Source organism: Marinobacter sp. P4B1, assembly GCF_001447135.1.
Lineage (GTDB): Bacteria > Pseudomonadota > Gammaproteobacteria > Pseudomonadales > Oleiphilaceae > Marinobacter > Marinobacter vinifirmus.
The window spans coordinates 41,181-57,804 of sequence record NZ_LLXM01000010.1; the positions used below are offsets into that span (position 1 = coordinate 41,181).

The window sequence follows — 16,624 nt, forward strand, 5'->3', positions numbered from 1 at the left end:
GCCGATGCAGTTTCTTGCACGAGCCCGCAGTAAAACCCCGCAGATGTCCCGGCCAGTGGCCGGGATTCTGCTTGTAACCAGCCTGGCTGGTTGCAGCTTGCTGGAAGACCGTTCCCAGCGCTACGTGGATGCGCCCGAAGGGCAGCCCATTGAAATCCCGGAGAGCGCAGACCAGTCCCGTTTTTCTGAAATCATGCCGGTACGGAGCATCAATACCGATGATTCCCGCCGGATGTATCCGTCGTCGATTCCCAAACCCCCGGACATGACCTCCGAGATTCTCGATCAGAACTATGTGATCGAAGAGCTGGATGGTCGGGCCTGGCTGCTGGTGAACGAAGTGCCGGGCCGGCTGTGGCCGGTGGTCAGCGCCTGGATGAACCAGTCAGGCCTGGGCATGGCCCACGACAGCCCCCAGCTGGGCGTTATGCAGAGTGAGCTGGCCAACTTCAGCAAGCGCAGCCGTGAGCTTCTCGGCCTGGATAACACCCCGGCCGCCGACGAGCCGCGGGTGCTGGTACAGACCCGCCTGGCTCCGGGTATCCGCCGCAAGACCACCGAGATTCGTGTCCGCACGGTTGAACTGGCAGAGAACCCTGAGGGCCTGGTCAGCTGGGATGACGGTGCTGCCGGTTCTGAATCGGCCCTGGAGCGCCAGAAAGCCCTGCTGGGTGAACTGGGCGAGTTCCTGAAAGCCCGTGAAGACAACAAGTCCTTCTCCCGGGCAGCGTCTGGCATGGTAGCCGAGCCTTTGGTGCGACTGTTGTCGGAAGGCGACGTTGCCACTGCGGTGAGGGTAGAGCTGGATTACGGCCGGACCTGGGCTGAGGTAAACCGTTCCCTGACCGAGATCGACGCTGAGGTAATGGATCTTAACCGCAGTGCCGGTTGGTTCCAGGTGGATTTCCGCACCGAAGACGAGCGCTCGCCCGGCTGGTTCTCCTGGTTCAGCAGTAAAGACGAACCCACTCACACCCATACTGTGCGGGTTGAGCAGCAAGACGACGCCGTGTTTGTAACGGCCGAGCAGCAGGACAACTACACGGGTGAGTACAGCGCATCTGACTTGCTCACCCGTTTGTTTGAACAACTGTATTGATCAACGGGGCGGCTGACAGGTCGCCCGCGTTTGGAGACCCCAATGGAAAAGCGTGAAGAACTCTACGCCGGCAAGGCAAAATCCGTATATCGCACTGACGACCCCGAGCGTTTTGTTCTGGTATTCCGGGATGACACCTCGGCCTTTGACGGCGAGAAGAAAGAACAGCTGAACCGCAAAGGCATGGTGAACAACAAGTTCAACGCCTTCATCATGGAGAAGCTGGAAGCAGCCGGTGTACCGACTCACTTCGAGGGCCTGCTGTCGGACACCGAATCGCTGGTCAAGAAGCTGGACATGATTCCGGTGGAGTGTGTGGTTCGCAATATTTCCGCCGGCAGCCTGTGCCGTCGCCTGGGTGTAGAAGAAGGCCAGGAGCTGAATCCGCCTACGTTCGAACTGTTCCTGAAGAACGATGCCCTGCACGATCCGATGGTAAACGAATCCCTGGCGGTCAGCTTCGGCTGGGCCGGCGAGCAGGAACTGGCCAGGATGAAAGAGCTCACCTACAAGGTGAACGACGTACTGAAGGCCCTGTTTGATGACGCCGGCATGCTGCTGGTGGACTACAAGCTGGAATTCGGCCGCAGCGGTGGCGAGATTGTACTGGGTGACGAGTTCAGCCCCGACGGCTGCCGTATCTGGGACAAGGAAACCCGCAAGAAGATGGACAAGGACCGTTTCCGTCAAGGGCTTGGTGATGTCATCGAAACCTATGAGGAAGTTGGTCGCCGTCTTGGCATCAACTTTGACTGAATAAAGCACAACAAGCAGAAAGGTGATGTATGCGTAAGTTGATGATTGCTGTAGGTGGTTCGCTGGTACTGGCGGCCCCGTTGGCCAATGCCGACATTCTGGGCGTGGGCGCAAACGTAAGCTACTGGGATTCCGATTTCTCCGGTGAGGTGGTGAACAAAGGCTCTGCCGTTGATATCGAGAATGATCTCAATATGGACAGCGACAGCAACGCCAACTTCACGGCTTACTTCGAGCATCCGGTGCCGCTGCTGCCGAACGTGCGGGTGAACTACACCAGCATTTCCGAGAGTGGGAGCGGTAAGATTGGTCCCGAAGGCTTTGATGACATCATCAACGCCGACGTTAACTCCGATCTGGATCTCGACCAACTGGACGCCACCTTCTACTACGAAGTGCTGGATAACTGGGTAAACCTGGATCTCGGCCTGACCGCTCGCAAGTTTGATGGTGAGCTGATCGTTCGGGACCAGACCAATACCGCCAACGTCAGTAAAACCACCGTCGATGCCGTGGTACCCATGGGCTACCTGGCCGCCCGCTTCGACCTGCCGTTCACCGGTGTATCTGTGGGCGCTGACGGTAACTTTGTAAGCTACAGCGGCGACTCCCTGCACGATGTGAACGTGTACGGCCAGTTCGAGATTGCCATGCTGCAGCTGCGTGCAGGCTACCGCGAAATGGCGATTGATTACGAAGATGACGACGACAAGCTGGACGTGGAGCTCTCCGGCCCCTTCGCCAGCGTCGGCTTCACCTTCTGAGCGAGCATTAAAAGGCGCCTCCGGGCGCCATTTTTCATGGAGAACAGATCTTGAAAATCCTCGTTACGGGAACCGCCGGTTTTATCGGCTCACACCTGGCCCATCGACTGCTGGATCGCGGTGATGAAGTCATCGGCGTGGACAACGTAAACGACTATTACGATGTGAACCTGAAAGAGGCTCGCCTGGCCCGGCTAACCGGCAAGGTGGGGTTCACCGAAGTGCGCCAGGACGTAGCAGACCGGGCCGCTATGGAAGCCCTGTTCCGGGAACACAAGCCCGAGCGGGTGGTGCACCTGGCCGCCCAGGCCGGCGTACGCTATTCCCTGGAGAACCCCCACGCCTACGTAGAGGCCAACCTGGTTGGCTTTATGAACATCCTGGAAGGCTGCCGCCATAACGACGTGAAGCACCTGGTGTACGCCTCCAGCAGTTCGGTATACGGCGCTAACGAGACCATGCCGTTCTCCGTGCATGACAACGTAGACCACCCCCTGAGCCTGTACGCGGCCTCCAAGAAGGCCAATGAGCTGATGGCTCACACCTACAGCCACCTGTACAACCTGCCCACCACCGGCCTGCGGTTCTTTACCGTATACGGTCCCTGGGGCCGGCCGGATATGGCGCTGTTTATCTTCACCAAGAAGATCCTGGCGGGCGAGCCGATTGATGTGTTCAACCACGGCCATCACAAGCGGGATTTCACCTACATCGACGATATCGTAGAGGGTGTCATCCGTACGCTGGACAACGTCGCCCAGCCCAACGAAGACTGGAGCGGTGCCCAGCCGGACCCGGGTACCAGCAAGGCGCCGTACCGCATCTACAACATCGGCAGCAATAACCCGGTGGAGCTGTCCCGGTTTATCGAGATCATCGAAGAGCGGGTCGGCAAAAAGGCCGAGAAGAACCTGTTGCCCATGCAGCCCGGTGACGTGCCGGCGACCTACGCCAATGTGGATGACCTGATCAATGATGTGGACTACAAGCCGTCTACCACCGTGGAAGAGGGCATAGCCAACTTCGTGGACTGGTACCGGGATTTCTACAAGGTCTGATCGCCACTGCACAGAAAGAAGGCCAGCATCGTTGCTGGCCTTCTTTGTTTATGAGACCTGGTTGGTTAGCGCAAAAGATACCGGTCTGCCGGTGACCGGGCAGTGGAAGGCCAGTTCAACTGCGGTCAGTTGCAGCCCGGCAGAATCTGCTGTTCCGTAAAGCCTGTCTCCGACAATCGGGTGATCAATACCGGACAGGTGTCGCCGTATCTGGTGTTTCCGGCCAGTTTCGATGCGGACTTCCAACTCGGTGGTATCGGAATCTGCATCATAGCTGAGGGTAGTCACGCGACTGACCGAGGCTTTGCCGTCCAGGGGCGTGTCGATCCGCAGGTCGTCTGCAACCAGGTTGCCGGTTACCCGGGCCCGGTAGATCTTGGTCATGGTTCGTCCGGAGAAAAGTTGGGACAGCGCTGCCGCGGCTTTACCATCGTGGGCGATCAACATGATGCCCGCGGCATCCCCGTCCAGCCGGTGCACCAGAAAACAGGGTTTGTTCAGTTCGGTTTCAGCCAGACGCAGCAGGCTGCAGTGGTCGCCCCACTGCGAACCCTGGGACAGCAACCCGTGCGGTTTGAACCAGACAGTGTAACGACCTTTGTTCTCCAGCAATTCGGGTTCTTCCGGTTGGCGCGCCAGAACCTGGTCATCATAGAACAACTGGATGCGAGTGCCCGGCTTCAGCTCCCGCTTGGCCTTCCGCAACCGCACCTGCTTGCCTTTCTGGGTCCACCAGCAGGCGCCCTTGGCCATGGCATCCTTGATGCGCTGCTTGGGCAGGCCGGATGCTTCCGCCAGCGCATCTACCGCAAGCAGGGAGCTTTCAACAGTCAGGTCGATGGTCTGGCGCATGGTGGCTGGAGTACTCCGGTTTCAGGTAAGCAGGCCGGGCATTATAGCGGAAACGGCTACGGGAGCGCGCCTTTACCGGCTGTGCTACTGTTCGTAAAGGCCGATATTCAAGGAGACCGTATTATGCCGCTCATTGGCTGGCTATTTCTTTTCGCTGCATTCGCATTGGTTGTCGGCAGCCTGCTGTCTTTGCGTGATAGCGCCAATATGAAGATTCCCAAGGAAAAGCTGGAGAAGATTCGGGAGCGTAAGGCGGAGCAGGAGAAGAAGGATGAGGAGTGGTAATGTAAATGCTCGCTATGGCAAGGCGCCTGCACTACTCAGAAATGATTCGGTCCCGACCCTTCTGCTTTGCCAGGTAGAGCGGAAGGGTCGGCTTGTTTCATGGCCTCTGCCGGGCTCACGTTTCCGGCAAGTGTGCAAAGGCCTGCGCTGAAGGTAATGGCGCCTGGCTCCGAGGTTTATGATCGAGAACGCACATTTCCTAGTCCGACGAACCTGCGGCCGGCGCGGTGATCGTTTTCTCTGGCATAGAAAGGTCTGTTTTGACCGTTGCTCCAGGGTTGTGGGGGCGGCTGGTTGCCGCTGTCTGGTCTTAAACAAAAGCGAACATTCGAGTTTATCTTAATAATTCGATAGAAACGCGTAAACCGCTACAGGACTTAGTCGAAAAGCTGATTTTACCTTCATAGCGAGTCACTATATCTCGAACGATAGCAAGGCCGAGACCGTGCCCAGGTGTTTGCTCATCTAGCCGCAGACCCCTTTGGCCCAAACTGGCTAAATCCTTGTGATTAACCCCTGGGCCATCATCAGCAACAACTATTCGCTTGAAGCCGCTGCCTTGTTCCACAGAGAGCTCTACGCATCTCGAAGACCATTTGCCAGCATTGTCGAGTAAGTTGCCCAATACTTCATTTAGATCATGTTCTTCTATCGGCCATCGGCTGTCTTCAGGCAGAGAACTCGATAGTTCAAACGACTTTTCCGGATATAAACGACCGAGCATCCACAAAAGATCCCGTGCCTGTTTTATGGGGTAGGCGCTTTTTCCAATCTGGGGCCCTGCAAAACGGCTTCGACGCATTTCAGCTTCTAATTGCCTGTCGATATCGCTTAGTCGCTCCACCATCTGGCGCCTTAGATTGGTGTCGAGAGGACGTGTGTCGTCTTCCAGTATCTGCCGGACGGCTGCGATGGGGGTTTTGACGCTATGAGACAGGTTTGCGAGAGCGTCCCTGGAGCGCTCCAGTCGCTGATCTAAGGAGTCCAGCAACTGATTTAGTTGAAGAACCAGCGGGTGGAACTCCTCTGGCGACTGAACGTTGATTCGGGAGATCTCTCCGTCCTGGAGTCTTTTTAATGCGGCTTTGAGTGTGACAACCGGTCGCATGGACACCGTGATTCCGAACCAGAGCACGGCGACCAAGAGCATAATCAACAGAACTGATACTACGGCGGTCCAGGCATGAAGTGCAGCTTGGCTGCGTTTCAGCGCACCCAGATCTTCAGAAACGATTACGACGATGGGTGTTTCACCGACCTGAAAAGACTTTCGGTAGGCGAGGATGTCTAAGGGAGTATCAGTGGTTTCGGCATCTTCTACGCGAACGGTTCCGTCTTCTTCGTTTTCAATCAGAGGCGTTAACAAGGGCTCCCAAGTATCGGGTGAAATGATGGTCTGTTCGGGTGTATGTATGGCAAAGGCATGATGAAAAACATCCTGGAAATAATCGCCCGTCTGGAGAGTGTCAACTTCACCATTCGCGTCGCGAATCTGGTGCTCAAGGAAAACGACTTCATCTTTCAGTCGGCTTTCAACGAATTCCCGAGACATTCGGTCGAGCAGCAAGCCATGGACCAACCACGCCACCCCCATTAGACCAATTCCGGCGGGCAGTAACAGCGCAAGCAAGGTTCCTTTTACGGACGCAGGCTTTTTAAGGAATCGCATTAAAAATGTACCCCTGGCCGCGTCGTGTTGAGATGGTTTCGCTGCCCACTAGCTTCCTTAACCTCCGAATATACGCCTCAATGACGTTTTCGCTCGGGCTATCATTCAAGTTGTAAAGCTGTTCCATTAGTTGTTCTTTGGAAAAGACGTGGCCAGGGCGGCTCATCAAACAACGTAGCAGCCGGAATTCGGTGCCGGTAAGTGTATGTTCCACGCCGTCGTCCATCTTGAGACTCTGGCGGTTTTCGTCCAGTTCAAAGCGGCCGGCTTTAACCTGAGCATGGACCCTTCCTTCACTTCGACGCACGAGTGCGTTGAGGCGTGCGATTAGCTCTTCTGTCTGAAAAGGTTTTGCCAGGTAATCGTCTGCCCCGGCTTTTAAGCCGTTAACCTTATCCTGCCAATCGCCTCTCGCGGTCAGAATCAAGACCGGACAGCTGACGTGATTCGTTCGCCACTTTCTCAATACGTCCAGCCCGTTGCCATCAGGTAGACCCAGGTCCAGAACAACAGCACGGTAATCCTCTTGCTCACCCAGAACGACGGCTTCTCGGGCACTGGGAGTTGTATCAACGCTGAAACCTGCTTTTCCCAACTGCCTGACCAGACCCTCAGCAAGCAAGCGGTCATCTTCGACGAGCAGTAAACGCATGAGTTTTTCCTTCTATGTATGGTCCGCGGTCGAAAGTGTGACTGATTAACCTGAATTCAGCCTGAACGGAAAATAGTTCGAGTTTTTCAGAAAGAATTCAGGTTAGTGAGAGAAGGTAACAACCGATTCTGAACATTGCTCAAGATTGGGGCTCAATCCTGCAGTGTTTTTCGAGCAATATTTTACAGAGGATAAAAAGATGAATGCATCAAAACTATTCGTAGCGGGTATGGCGCTTTCAATGTCGGCAACAGCGTTTGCGGCTGGCGCCCATGATGGTGGCCACGGGCACGGCGCTACAAGCGGTGAACCTGGCAAAGCGTCGGAGGCCAGCCGAACCGTAACTGTCGAGATGTACGACAACTACTACGAACCCGAAGAAATCAGTGTAAAGCCGGGTGAAACCGTTCGCTTCGTGGTGGAGAACAAGGGAAACCTCGTCCATGAGTTCAATGTTGGCACTCCCGACATGCACGAAGCTCATCAAGAGGAAATGATGATGATGGTTGAGCATGGCGTCATCCAGGGCGGCAAGCTGAACCACGACATGATGAATATGGATATGGGGAATGGCCATTCCATGAAGCATGACGACCCGAACAGCGTGTTGCTGGAACCGGGCCAAAGTAAAGAAGTGGTATGGAAGTTCTCTGATAAAGGCAATATCGAATTTGCCTGCAACGTGCCGGGCCACTATCAGGCCGGGATGTACGGTGAGGTCAATTTCGAGTAACTCGCTTAACTGAGGTCCGCGAGCGCGGGGCTGAGACACGTTTCTCGGCCCGGCTTCAATGACGTGTAGTTCGGAGCAACACAGATGAAACCACGCTTTTTGACAGGGCTTTTGAGCCTGCTGATGCCAGCCATGGTTCTGGCCGGCGAATACGACCTTACGGTCGACCGGGTAAAAATTGATACCGGCGATTTCGTGAAGGAAGGCATTGGATACAACGGGAAATCCCCCGGGCCAGTGATGCGCTTCAAGGAAGGCGAAAACGTCAAGATCAACGTGACCAACAACCTGGATGAGATGACGTCCATTCACTGGCATGGTTTGATCCTTCCTTTTGATCAGGACGGCGTGCCCGGAATCAGCTTCCCAGGTATCAAACCGGGTGAAACCTTCACCTACGAATTCCCAATCCAACAGGCGGGCACCTACTGGTTCCACAGCCATTCAGGCTTCCAGGAGCCAGATGGCGCTTATGGTTCTATTGTTATTGAGCCTGAAGGTCGTGAGCCGTTTCGCTACGATCGGGAATACGTGGTGCAGCTCACCGACAAACACCCCCATTCCGGTGACCGCATCATGCGCAACCTGAAAATGATGCCGGATTACTACAACCGCGAGCAGCAAACCGTTGGCGAGTTTTTCTCGGACGTTTCAAAAAATGGTCTGATGAACACCGTCAGTGACCGTATGGCCTGGGGTGGTATGCGGATGATGAAGGCGGACGTTGAGGACTTGCAGGGCTTTACGGGCCTGATCAACGGCAAAGGGCCGGACCAAAACTGGACGGGACTCTTTGAACCAGGCGAGCGCATTCGGTTGCGTTTTATCAATTCCTCGGCCATGACCTACTTCGACATCCGGATTCCAGGTCTGGACATGACTGTTGTGCAGGCTGATGGCAACAACGTTCAGCCGGTTAGTGTGGATGAATTCCGGATTGGTGTGGCGGAAACCTACGATGTGATCGTTCGCCCGAGAGACAAGCAGGCCTACACCATTTTTGCTGAATCCATGGGGCGGTCCGGCTATGCCAGGGCAACGTTGGCCCCCGAAGAAGGTATGGAAGCGGCTGTTCCGCAACTGCGTGATCCGGCGCGCCTGACTATGGCAGACATGAGCGGTATGCCCGGCATGGACCATGGCAACATGGCCGGTATGGATCATGGCGACATGGATATGAATAGCTCAGAAGGGATGTCCGGAATGGATCATTCCAACATGGAAGGCATGGATCATGGTTCCATGGCGATGGGAAAAGGCGGCCAAAGCGACCCCTTTTACGCCAAGGGAAGTGGCCTTGTACCCACGGCAGCCAATGGCGGCAAGTTCCTGTCCTATGCTGACCTGAAGGCCCAAGATCCACTGTATGAAGACCGCGAACCGACCCGGGAAATTGAGCTTCGTTTGACCGGCAATATGGAGCGTTATACCTGGAGCATTAATGGCGTCAAGTACGAAGACGCAGACCCAATTCGTCTCAAATACGGTGAGCGAGTTCGCTTCAAATTCGTGAACGAGACCATGATGACTCACCCTATGCACCTGCACGGTATGTGGTCCATTCTCGATGTTGGTGCAGACCAATGGAACCCGATCAAGCACACGGTCAGTGTGCAGCCAGGCACCACGGTTTACATGGAAACCGAGGTCGACGAGCCCGGTCAGTGGGCGTTCCACTGTCACCTGTCCTATCACGCGGCCGCTGGTATGTTCCGCAAGGTCATTGTTGAAGGTGGGCCAGAGTCGACGCAGGCCAAAACAGACGTGATTGCCAAAGATGGAGGTGAGGTATGAGCTGTATTCGATCAATTGTCGCAGTCAGCTTCCTTGCCTCTATTGGTGTCTCAACGGCGGTGACAGCTCAGGAAATGATCTCCGACACGACCGCTCGAAAACAGCCGCTCACAACCTGGGGCGTTCAATTCGAGGAATTTGAGTACCGCTACAGCGACGATGACGAGGAGCTGGGCGTCTGGAATGCGGATGCCTTCTATGGCACCGACGACTTTAAAGTCCGGCTGCTCACAACCGGGGAGTACGAGATAGAGGAGCAGGCCTACGAAACGCTGGAAAACCAGCTGGTCGGCCAGATCCCTATCTCCAAGTTCTTCGACGCCAAAGCGGGCGTGCGTTTCGATACGCCCGAGGGGCCGGACCGTACGTATGCGGTTCTCGGTGTGGCCGGGCTGGCGCCCCAATGGTTTGAGATCGATGCAAATCTGTATGTCAGCAAGGATGGCGATACGTCAGCTGAACTGGACGCTGAGTACGAATTGCTGTTCACCAACTACTGGATTCTGGCGGCAACGCTGGATGCCTCAGTAGCGTTCAGTGAGGATGAAGAGATCGGCGTCGGCAAGGGATTGGTTTCCACCGAAACCGGCCTCCGGCTCAGCTACGACCTGATCGACCGTGCGTTCTCACCCTACGTGGGTGTGGTGCACGAGCGTAAGTATGGCGATAGCGCCGACCTGGCCGAGGCGGACGGCGGTGGCACAGAAGACTGGTTTGCCGTGATCGGCGCTCGAATCGCATTCTGATGCTGATAGGCCATGGGGAAACCCACGGCCCTTTTTCGTCTATGATTTGATGTAACTCAAATCCACCGAAAGTCTGTGTCCATTTTCAGTCGCAGTTCAGGTTGAAGTGTTTTGATACAGGGAGAAGTCATCAGGAAGAGAGGTGTCACCCCATGACCAAAGCACACAAAGCAACCAACCAGGAGCAGTTTTTGTTGCGCCGAAAAATGACCGTCGAGGGGCTTGGAGAGGATCAGTGGGAGGGGCTCATCCACGATCTGAATCACCACCCATGCGTTGATTTCGCCGAGCGTAAGCCAAATGGCACATTGCAGGTGACGTACGATGGAACCCACTGGTCCGTCGATGAATTACTGGAACTGATCAAGGCTTACGGTGGCCGATTGAAAACCGGATGGTGGACCCGGCGCAAACTGGCCTGGTACCGGTTTACCGACGACAACGTCCGGGCAAATGCCAAGCATGAGCCGTTCTGCTGTTCCAAGATTCCACCCATGAAAAAATAAGAGGAGATTGAATGAGCAGGGAGGAAGATCGAAGCACTCGCTACCAGGAAGGTAGTCTCACTCTGCCAGGGACGGTGATGCTGGGTACCGGCGTCATGATTGGCGCCGGTATTTTTGCTCTGACCGGGCAGATGGCGCAGATGACCGGCGTTCTTTTCCCGCTGGCCTTTCTCGCGGCGGCCTTGATTGTTGGCTTCAGCGCGTATTCCTATATCAAGATTTCCAACGCCTACCCGTCGGCCGGGGGCATTGGCATGTACTTGCATAAAGCCTACGGAAACCGGCTGCCAACGGCTTTCAACGCCCTGTTGATGTATTTTTCCATGGTCATCGCTCAGAGCTTCCTGGCCCGGACCTTTGGCTCTTACACCATGCAACTTTTCGGCGGGGATGACAGTGGCCGCATGGTGCCCATTCTCGGCGTGGCGCTCATTCTTGCGGCCTTTCTGATCAACCTGCTGGGCAATCGGATGATTCAAGGGGTGGCTTCCTTTATCGGGATCCTGAAAATCGGCGGCATACTGATTTTCGGTCTGGTCGGGGTCTGGATTGCCGACTCAATCTCGGTTGATTTTTCGGAGCCCGGTGAAGCCGGAACGCTGGGCAACTTCTTGGGCGCGACCGCGTTGGGCATTCTTGCGTTCAAAGGCTTTACGACCATCACCAACAGTGGTTCGGAAGTCATCGACCCGAAGCGAAACGTTGGGCGCGCCATCGTGATTTCCATTGCCGCCTGTGTGGTGATCTACACGCTGGTGGGATTTGCGGTCGCCAGCAATCTATCTCTGGCTGAAATTATCGAAACGCAGGATTACTCTCTCGCCGCTGCTGCACGCCCCGCTCTCGGCGAATACGGCGTCTGGTTTACTGTTGCGATTGCCATGATGGCCACGGCGGGAGGAATTCTGGCCAGTGTATTTGCTGTGTCCCGCATGTTGGCCATGCTGACGGAGATGAAACTGGTTCCTCATCGGCATTTCGGGATGCCCGGCAGCATTCAGAAGCACACACTGGTGTATACCGTTGTCCTGGGTCTGATTCTGACCGCCTTCTTTGACCTGTCACGCATTGCTGCGTTGGGTATCGTGTTTTATCTGATTATGGACATTGCCATTCACTGGGGTGTGCTCCGTTATCTACGCAAAGACATTAAGGCCAACACCTGGGTGCCAGCAACAGCCATCTTGTTGGATCTTTTGGCGCTGGGCGGCTTCGTCTGGGTAAAGCTTAATACGGACCCGTTCGTCATCAGCGTGGCAGTCGTGACCATGATCGTGATTGCAGTATCCGAGCAGATTTTCCTTAAAAGATCACCGGAATCGGCGCAAGCGAAACAGGAAGAGAGTCATGCGCATCATCATTAATCTGAATCAGGAAGAGAGGCTATTGCCATGATGGGAGATAACATGTTCGGGAACACCATGTGGGCAGGCCACTGGCTGTGGATGCTGGTGATTGCCATTGTGGTCGTCATTCCGGCCTGGCGTATTTGCCAGCGCACGGGGTATCCGGGGTGGATGGGTGTACTGATACTGATCCCTATCGTCAATCTGGTTCTGCTGTATTTCATTGCATTTGCAGACTGGCCCGCCGATAAAACAGGAGATCAGAATGGCTGAGCACCATCACGCCCATGACCACGATCACCACGCCGATAAAGAACCTGGCGGGCACACCGCCAAGGATCCGGTTTGCGGCATGGCAGTCGATCCGCATACCGCGGAACACCGCAGCCAGCATGGCGGTAAAACCTGGTACTTCTGCTCGTCGCGTTGCCAGTCCAAATTCGACGAGGACCCTGAGCAGTACCTCGATTGGGAAAAGAAACAGCAAGAGCCGGTAGCGCCGGGCACTATGTATACCTGTCCCATGCACCCCGAGATTCGGCAGCAAGGGCCAGGGGACTGCCCAATCTGCGGCATGGCCCTGGAGCCCGAGCAGGTAAGCCTGGACGACGGGCCTTCGGAAGAACTCAAAGACATGACCCGCCGATTCTGGATCGGCCTGGTGCTGGCCCTGCCTGTACTGGTGCTGGAGATGGGTGGGCACCTCACCGGACTCGATCACATTATAGCCCCGCAGATGTCCAACTGGATTCAACTGGTGCTGGCAACGCCTGTGGTGCTCTGGTGCGGTTGGCCCTTCTTCGTCCGGGGTTGGAAATCCGTGGTTAGTCGTAACTTGAACATGTTTACGCTCATTGCCATTGGTACCGGCGTCGCGCTGATCTACAGCCTGGTTGCGACCCTGGCGCCGCAGATCTTCCCAGGCGCCTTCCGGCAGGAAGACGGGTCGGTCGCCGTCTACTTCGAGGCGGCTGCTGTCATCGTGGTGCTGGTGCTGCTGGGGCAGGTGCTGGAATTGCGCGCCAGAGAGAAAACCTCTGGTGCCATCAAGGCCCTGCTGGATCTGGCACCGGCGACGGCCAGAAAACTGGACGACGATGGCAGCGAATCCGATGTGTCGCTTGATCAGGTCAAGGTGGGCGACCGCCTGCGGGTGCGCCCCGGTGACAAGGTGCCGCTGGACGGCGAGGTGCTTGAAGGCAGCTCCAACGTGGATGAGTCCATGGTGACCGGCGAGCCCCTGGCGGTCAGCAAGAAATCCGGCGACCAGGTGATCGGCGGCAGCATAAACCAGCAGGGCAGCTTCATCATGCGGGCCGACAAAGTTGGCCGCGATACCATGCTGTCCCAGATTGTCCAGATGGTGGCCAGCGCCCAGCGTAGCCGCGCACCGATCCAGGGGCTGGCTGACAAGGTAGCAGGCTGGTTTGTGCCGGCAGTTATTGTGATTGCTATTGTCGCCTTTATTGCTTGGTCCTTCTTTGGACCCGCACCGCCTATGGCGTTCGGGCTGATTGCAGCGGTCAGTGTTCTGATCATTGCCTGCCCTTGCGCACTTGGCTTGGCGACGCCCATGTCCATCATGGTGGGTGTCGGACGCGGTGCTCAAAGTGGCGTTCTGATTCGCGATGCGGAAGCCTTGGAGCGTATGGAGAAGGTGGACACCGTGGTGGTGGATAAAACCGGCACGCTGACAGAGGGCAAGCCGCAAGTCACCCGGCTTGTCGCGGCCAACGGGTTCGATGACAGTAGTCTCATGCGTTATGCAGGCGGCCTGGAGAAAGGCAGTGAGCACCCACTGGCTCACGCCATACTCGATAAAGCCAAGGGCATGGACCTGAAGCTTCCGGATGCGGAAGACTTTGACTCTCCGAATGGTAAAGGGGTTACCGGTCGAATAGACGGCAAGCGGGTGCTACTTGGTAACCGCCTTCTCATGGAGTCGGAAAATGTCGACACCACGCGATTTGACGGCGACGCCGACCAGCTCCGAAAAGATGGTGCTACCGTGATTTTTGCTGCTGTCGACGGAAACGTCGCAGGGTTGCTGGCGATTGCCGATCCGGTCAAGGAAACCACCGAAGCCGCTATTTCCGCGCTGCAAAAAGACGGCATCCGGGTGGTCATGCTGACCGGCGATAACCGCACTTCAGCTGAAGCAGTTGCCCGAAAACTGCATATCGACGAAGTGGAAGCGGAAGTCCTGCCGGAAGATAAGGGCAAGATCGTCCAGCGCCTGAAAGACGAAGGCCGTGTTGTCGTGATGGCGGGTGACGGCGTAAACGATGCGCCTGCACTGGCAACGGCGGATGTCGGTGTGGCCATGGGCACCGGGACCGATGTCGCCATCGAAAGCGCCGGCATTACGCTGCTGCGCGGCGACCTGATGGGCATTGTCGAGGCGCGCCGTTTGTCTCTGGCGACCATGCGCAATATCCGTCAGAACCTGTTTTTCGCCTTCGTTTACAACTCCGCCGGTGTTCCGATAGCGGCAGGGGTTTTGTACCCGTTTTTCGGGATACTGCTGTCGCCCATTTTTGCAGCGGCCGCCATGTCGCTGTCCTCGGTCAGCGTGATTGTGAATGCGCTGCGTTTGAGGGTGGTGAAACTCGGGTCAAAGCAATGAACTTCTGAATCATTGGAGGTAGCTATGTCATACACGATCGATCGAGTTATCAAAGATGTCGATTTCGAGGACGTGGACAGAAGAGCGCGTCAGGCCCTCACTGATCACGGGTTCGGTGTGCTGACAGAAATTGATGTCAAAGCCACCATGAAGAAAAAGCTGGACAAGGATATGTTGGCCTATCGGATTCTCGGGGCCTGCAATCCTGGCATGGCCTGGGAAGCCATCGGTGTGGAGCCTCGCGTGGGTGCCATGCTGCCTTGCAACGTTATTCTTCGTGAGGTTTCGGAGGGCATTGAGGTAAGTGCAGAGGATCCATTGGCTTCCATGAGCGCCATCGATAATGACGAGCTCAAGCAGGTTGCCGGGAAGGTCAGGGATATGCTCTCTGAGGTTGTGGAATCGATCTGAAGCCGGTAGAGGCGGCGATTTGCTGCAGTGCCTGCGGTTTGCAATGGATTAGCGAATTAGCCAGGCGAGCGCATAGCCCAACTGAACACTGGAAATGCAAATAGGACTCCTCATTTGACGACGGGATACCTATTTGATGTCAGTCATATTATGGAGAAGAAAAAAGGAAAAAAGGAAAAAAGATATGGATATAAAGACTTTTGGACAACTGATCGACTGGACGCGCGATCTGCACTCACATCTGGCGAGCTGTCTGTCCCATTGCGCAACAAAGCACGAGGAAGAACGGGCCCGTGCGCTTTTGGATTATCTGGCAGCTCATGAATCGGAAATAGAGCGGATCGTGAACGAGTTTGAGCACCAATGGGATAAGAAGGCACTGGAAACTCGGGTGTACGACTACCTGTCCCATAATCCGATCAAAACTCATCGAACCTGCGACGAGCCTTACGCGAAGCTTGATTTTGATGGTATCTGCCGGGAAGTGTTCGACTTTCATGATCAGATTATTGATCTCTACAAAACGCTGATTGGAAAAGCCGAAATTCCAGAAGCAAAAGAGCTGTTCGAATCTCTTTTGGCGATGGAGGAAAATGAGTCGATGAGACTGGCTCGTCAGGTTGGCCGAATGCAGGATCTATGAGATCCGAGCACTTTTGCTGACGGCTTAATCCCTTTGAATGTTTCCAATTGAGGCTCACCTTCACACCTCAAAGACGGGCGCAAAGCCACCTCCCGGCGTTCGAAAGTTGGTGGCCTGGCCCTGGTACACACGGGCAGCGGCAAGCAGATGTTGCCCGGCATAGGTGTACAAACGGATATCGACCTTTCTGGTGGTGACCGTGCCATCCACTCTCAGGGTGCGTTCTCCGGCGGGAACGAAGTTCTGCGCGATGTAATCACCCTTCAGGATCTCTTCGAAAACGCGGCGGGTTAGTTTTTCGCCCCGATAGACGCCCTTGCTGCCATGGCCCGCTACCGGTTTGAAAAACAGTTTACGCCGGTTGCTCCACAACTCCGCCTCATCACTTGCTGAAACCAGCCGGGTCTTCGGTACAGCTCTATCCAGAAATCCTGCCTCGGTTTCACTCAGGCCCCAGTCGCGCAGGGTTTGGGCATCAGATAGCAGGATCAGGTTCCGTTTGTCGGCCATCAGCGCATGGGCGCGTGGATTGGGCGTGACGACCGCCGCGCCGTCGAGGTAGGCAGGCACAGGGGTAATTCCTCTTGCACAATGGGTTTTCTTGCCACCGATAACGGGCCTGATTGTCAAATGGATGTTTCTTGGGTGGTTGACTCTGAGAGCCAAATGAAGAGGCATCGTGGA

At 55.6% G+C, this 16,624-nt stretch carries 18 protein-coding genes; 14 read left to right on the top strand and 4 right to left on the bottom strand.

The window, feature by feature from the left end:
- Positions 1-4 precede the first annotated feature (4 nt).
- The 4 genes from bamC to AQ621_RS06355 are packed head-to-tail and all read left to right on the top strand — an operon-like array spanning position 5 to position 3,677.
- On the top strand, positions 5-1,099 hold the full coding sequence (gene bamC, locus AQ621_RS06340; RefSeq protein WP_058340733.1) for an outer membrane protein assembly factor BamC: 1,095 nt from the start codon (positions 5-7) through the stop codon (positions 1,097-1,099).
- A gap of 42 nt (positions 1,100-1,141) precedes the next feature.
- Positions 1,142-1,855, top strand: coding sequence for a phosphoribosylaminoimidazolesuccinocarboxamide synthase (gene purC / locus AQ621_RS06345; protein ID WP_058340734.1), 714 nt, complete (start codon positions 1,142-1,144; stop codon positions 1,853-1,855).
- Positions 1,856-1,884: 29 nt separating this feature from the next.
- Positions 1,885-2,619: a TIGR04219 family outer membrane beta-barrel protein gene (locus tag AQ621_RS06350; RefSeq protein WP_058340735.1), complete on the top strand. Its 735-nt coding sequence runs from the start codon at positions 1,885-1,887 to the stop codon at positions 2,617-2,619.
- Positions 2,620-2,669: 50 nt separating this feature from the next.
- Positions 2,670-3,677 carry an NAD-dependent epimerase gene (locus tag AQ621_RS06355; protein WP_058340736.1) on the top strand — a complete coding sequence of 336 codons (1,008 nt, stop codon included), beginning with the start codon at positions 2,670-2,672 and terminating at the stop codon, positions 3,675-3,677.
- 48 nt (positions 3,678-3,725) lie between these two features.
- Here the strand turns inward: AQ621_RS06355 and AQ621_RS06360 are convergent, their stop codons facing one another.
- Complete coding sequence (locus tag AQ621_RS06360) at positions 3,726-4,529, bottom strand: RluA family pseudouridine synthase (RefSeq protein WP_058340737.1); 804 nt, start codon at positions 4,527-4,529, stop codon at positions 3,726-3,728.
- A gap of 123 nt (positions 4,530-4,652) precedes the next feature.
- On the opposite strand from AQ621_RS06360, the gene AQ621_RS17260 reads away from it, so the two are divergent.
- Positions 4,653-4,814 carry a DUF2897 family protein gene (locus tag AQ621_RS17260; RefSeq protein ID WP_082640925.1) on the top strand — a complete coding sequence of 54 codons (162 nt, stop codon included), beginning with the start codon at positions 4,653-4,655 and terminating at the stop codon, positions 4,812-4,814.
- A gap of 334 nt (positions 4,815-5,148) precedes the next feature.
- On the opposite strand, the gene AQ621_RS06365 is transcribed toward AQ621_RS17260, so the two are convergent.
- The gene (locus AQ621_RS06365; RefSeq protein ID WP_058340738.1) at positions 5,149-6,483 is read right to left on the bottom strand and encodes an ATP-binding protein; all 1,335 of its coding nucleotides are present in this window, start codon (positions 6,481-6,483) and stop codon (positions 5,149-5,151) included.
- A complete protein-coding gene (locus tag AQ621_RS06370) occupies positions 6,470-7,135 on the bottom strand; it encodes a response regulator transcription factor (protein WP_022990681.1) in 666 nt (221 codons plus the stop codon). Before AQ621_RS06370 ends, AQ621_RS06365 begins: the two co-directional genes overlap by 14 nt.
- 199 nt (positions 7,136-7,334) lie before the next feature.
- Between AQ621_RS06370 and AQ621_RS06375 the strand changes: the two genes are divergently transcribed.
- The 9 genes from AQ621_RS06375 (at position 7,335) to AQ621_RS06415 (ending at position 15,940) form a co-directional block, all read left to right on the top strand.
- Complete coding sequence (locus AQ621_RS06375) at positions 7,335-7,868, top strand: cupredoxin domain-containing protein (protein ID WP_058340739.1); 534 nt, start codon at positions 7,335-7,337, stop codon at positions 7,866-7,868.
- 84 nt (positions 7,869-7,952) lie between these two features.
- Positions 7,953-9,662 (top strand): copper resistance system multicopper oxidase, encoded by a 1,710-nt coding sequence (locus tag AQ621_RS06380; RefSeq protein ID WP_058340740.1) that lies wholly within the window; start codon positions 7,953-7,955, stop codon positions 9,660-9,662.
- Positions 9,659-10,408 (top strand): copper resistance protein B, encoded by a 750-nt coding sequence (locus tag AQ621_RS06385; protein ID WP_058340741.1) that lies wholly within the window; start codon positions 9,659-9,661, stop codon positions 10,406-10,408. Before AQ621_RS06380 ends, AQ621_RS06385 begins: the two co-directional genes overlap by 4 nt.
- Positions 10,409-10,560: 152 nt before the next feature.
- On the top strand, positions 10,561-10,914 hold the full coding sequence (locus AQ621_RS06390; protein ID WP_048496392.1) for a hypothetical protein: 354 nt from the start codon (positions 10,561-10,563) through the stop codon (positions 10,912-10,914).
- Between the two features lie 11 nt (positions 10,915-10,925).
- Complete coding sequence (locus tag AQ621_RS06395) at positions 10,926-12,278, top strand: APC family permease (RefSeq protein WP_058340742.1); 1,353 nt, start codon at positions 10,926-10,928, stop codon at positions 12,276-12,278.
- Between the two features lie 27 nt (positions 12,279-12,305).
- Positions 12,306-12,533: a DUF805 domain-containing protein gene (locus tag AQ621_RS06400; RefSeq protein ID WP_022990675.1), complete on the top strand. Its 228-nt coding sequence runs from the start codon at positions 12,306-12,308 to the stop codon at positions 12,531-12,533.
- Complete coding sequence (locus AQ621_RS06405) at positions 12,526-14,886, top strand: heavy metal translocating P-type ATPase (RefSeq protein WP_058340743.1); 2,361 nt, start codon at positions 12,526-12,528, stop codon at positions 14,884-14,886. Before AQ621_RS06400 ends, AQ621_RS06405 begins: the two co-directional genes overlap by 8 nt.
- Positions 14,887-14,910: 24 nt before the next feature.
- Positions 14,911-15,297, top strand: a complete 387-nt coding sequence (locus AQ621_RS06410; RefSeq protein ID WP_058340744.1) for a DUF302 domain-containing protein — start codon at positions 14,911-14,913, stop codon at positions 15,295-15,297.
- A 184-nt stretch (positions 15,298-15,481) separates the two neighbouring features.
- The gene (locus AQ621_RS06415) at positions 15,482-15,940 is read left to right on the top strand and encodes a hypothetical protein (RefSeq protein WP_058340745.1); all 459 of its coding nucleotides are present in this window, start codon (positions 15,482-15,484) and stop codon (positions 15,938-15,940) included.
- A 60-nt stretch (positions 15,941-16,000) separates the two neighbouring features.
- Here AQ621_RS06415 and AQ621_RS06420 read toward each other — a convergent pair whose 3' ends face one another.
- Positions 16,001-16,510 (bottom strand): ATP-grasp domain-containing protein, encoded by a 510-nt coding sequence (locus tag AQ621_RS06420; RefSeq protein WP_227508254.1) that lies wholly within the window; start codon positions 16,508-16,510, stop codon positions 16,001-16,003.
- Between the last annotated feature and the right edge of the window lie 114 nt (positions 16,511-16,624).

Excerpts from the sequence above, each read along its gene's own strand:
- AQ621_RS06370 (WP_022990681.1), bottom strand. The coding sequence starts at position 7,135 with ATGCGTTTACTGCTCGTCGAAGATGACCGCTTGCTTGCTGAGGGTCTG.
- AQ621_RS06390 (WP_048496392.1), top strand. The coding sequence starts at position 10,561 with ATGACCAAAGCACACAAAGCAACCAACCAGGAGCAGTTTTTGTTGCGC.
- bamC (WP_058340733.1), top strand. The coding sequence starts at position 5 with ATGCAGTTTCTTGCACGAGCCCGCAGTAAAACCCCGCAGATGTCCCGG.
- AQ621_RS06350 (WP_058340735.1), top strand. The coding sequence starts at position 1,885 with ATGCGTAAGTTGATGATTGCTGTAGGTGGTTCGCTGGTACTGGCGGCC.
- AQ621_RS06415 (WP_058340745.1), top strand. The coding sequence starts at position 15,482 with ATGGATATAAAGACTTTTGGACAACTGATCGACTGGACGCGCGATCTG.
- AQ621_RS06385 (WP_058340741.1), top strand. The coding sequence starts at position 9,659 with ATGAGCTGTATTCGATCAATTGTCGCAGTCAGCTTCCTTGCCTCTATT.
- AQ621_RS06380 (WP_058340740.1), top strand. The coding sequence starts at position 7,953 with ATGAAACCACGCTTTTTGACAGGGCTTTTGAGCCTGCTGATGCCAGCC.
- AQ621_RS06405 (WP_058340743.1), top strand. The coding sequence starts at position 12,526 with ATGGCTGAGCACCATCACGCCCATGACCACGATCACCACGCCGATAAA.
- AQ621_RS06410 (WP_058340744.1), top strand. The coding sequence starts at position 14,911 with ATGTCATACACGATCGATCGAGTTATCAAAGATGTCGATTTCGAGGAC.
- purC (WP_058340734.1), top strand. The coding sequence starts at position 1,142 with ATGGAAAAGCGTGAAGAACTCTACGCCGGCAAGGCAAAATCCGTATAT.
- AQ621_RS06400 (WP_022990675.1), top strand. The coding sequence starts at position 12,306 with ATGATGGGAGATAACATGTTCGGGAACACCATGTGGGCAGGCCACTGG.
- AQ621_RS06375 (WP_058340739.1), top strand. The coding sequence starts at position 7,335 with ATGAATGCATCAAAACTATTCGTAGCGGGTATGGCGCTTTCAATGTCG.
- AQ621_RS17260 (WP_082640925.1), top strand. The coding sequence starts at position 4,653 with ATGCCGCTCATTGGCTGGCTATTTCTTTTCGCTGCATTCGCATTGGTT.
- AQ621_RS06395 (WP_058340742.1), top strand. The coding sequence starts at position 10,926 with ATGAGCAGGGAGGAAGATCGAAGCACTCGCTACCAGGAAGGTAGTCTC.
- AQ621_RS06365 (WP_058340738.1), bottom strand. The coding sequence starts at position 6,483 with ATGCGATTCCTTAAAAAGCCTGCGTCCGTAAAAGGAACCTTGCTTGCG.
- AQ621_RS06360 (WP_058340737.1), bottom strand. The coding sequence starts at position 4,529 with ATGCGCCAGACCATCGACCTGACTGTTGAAAGCTCCCTGCTTGCGGTA.